Raw genomic sequence first — 1,111 nt, forward strand, 5'->3', positions numbered from 1 at the left:
GGCCTGTGCGGCGTGGTCGATCTGGTGCGCTTCATGGCCCCCGACACGCCGGTGCTGCGCAGCGATGCGGCCTTGTCCGAGTGCAGCCTGCTGTCGTTCAACGCGGGCATGGAGCTCAATTGCGCCATGCTGGTAGACCAGCTCAGCGGCCTGCGCGGCCCGGATGCATTTACCGCGTCCGCCCCGGCACCCGTGGGAGCACCTGGCTACCTGGGCCCCATCCACACCGACGCGGCCGGTTTGCCGTGGCAGGAAATCAACCTGCTGAGCCTGTCCCAACTTCCTTCTTTTCTGAGCATCAGTGCTTAGGGCCCCTCCAGAAAGCTGCACCATGCCCGCTGTTGACGACAAGTCCTACTCCCACCCGACCCTGGAGGACTCTGCGGATTCCGAGACCGATACCGTGGCCGATTACCCGGTTCTGCCGAAGGCGCACCCCAGCCACGACTTCGGCGAAAGCCGCTTTGTCAGCCCGCATGCGCCTGACGCAGCCGACGAATGGGTGAGCTTGCCCTTGCTGGGCCACCGCCACACCACCTCCCACCAGCGGATTCTGGCGGTGGTGATGGGGGCGGCCCTGCTGGTGCTGGCTGTGGTGGCCGCATGGGCCCTACACCGCGCCGACACGGTGGCGCAGCAACTGGCCGCCACCGGCCAGGCCCTGATGCAGTCCCAGCGCCTGGCCAAGTCGGTATCCCAAGCCCTGGTGGGCAGTGCACCTGCGTTTGCCGATGTGGCCGAAAGTGCCGACGTGCTGGCCAAGAACGTGCGCGGCCTGCAGGCTGGAGACGACCGTCTGAGCGCGGTCAACGCCGATGCCCAGACCGATATGGCCCAAATCACCCCGCTGATGGAGCGTGCCGAAAAGAACGCCGCCACCGTCATGGGCCAGCAAAAAATCCTGACCCAGGTGGGTGCCGCACTGCACACCATCAACCGCCAATCGTCCGATCTGCTGGAAATCGCGGAAACCGTGGCCTCGTTCAAATTGCAGCAGGCCGCCAGCCCGACCGAGATTTCTGCCGCAGGCCAATTGGTCATGCTGACCCAGCGCATTGGCAAGTCGGCGAATGAATTCCAGACCATGGAAGGCGTGAGTCCCGAGGCCGTC

The 1,111-nt window shown here is 65.3% G+C and carries 1 protein-coding gene and 1 pseudogene; both read left to right on the forward strand.

Going from position 1 to position 1,111, the window contains the following annotated elements; translation table 11 throughout:
• Positions 1 to 309, forward strand: a pseudogene (locus tag AC097L_RS25745) (chemotaxis protein CheW); the annotation flags it as partial.
• Positions 310 to 331: 22 nt separating this feature from the next.
• A partial coding sequence (locus tag AC097L_RS25750) for a type IV pili methyl-accepting chemotaxis transducer N-terminal domain-containing protein (RefSeq protein ID WP_479589536.1) occupies positions 332 to 1,111 on the forward strand: 780 nt, incomplete at its 3' end.

It is taken from the genome of Rhodoferax sp. RT5P35 (assembly GCF_056521385.1).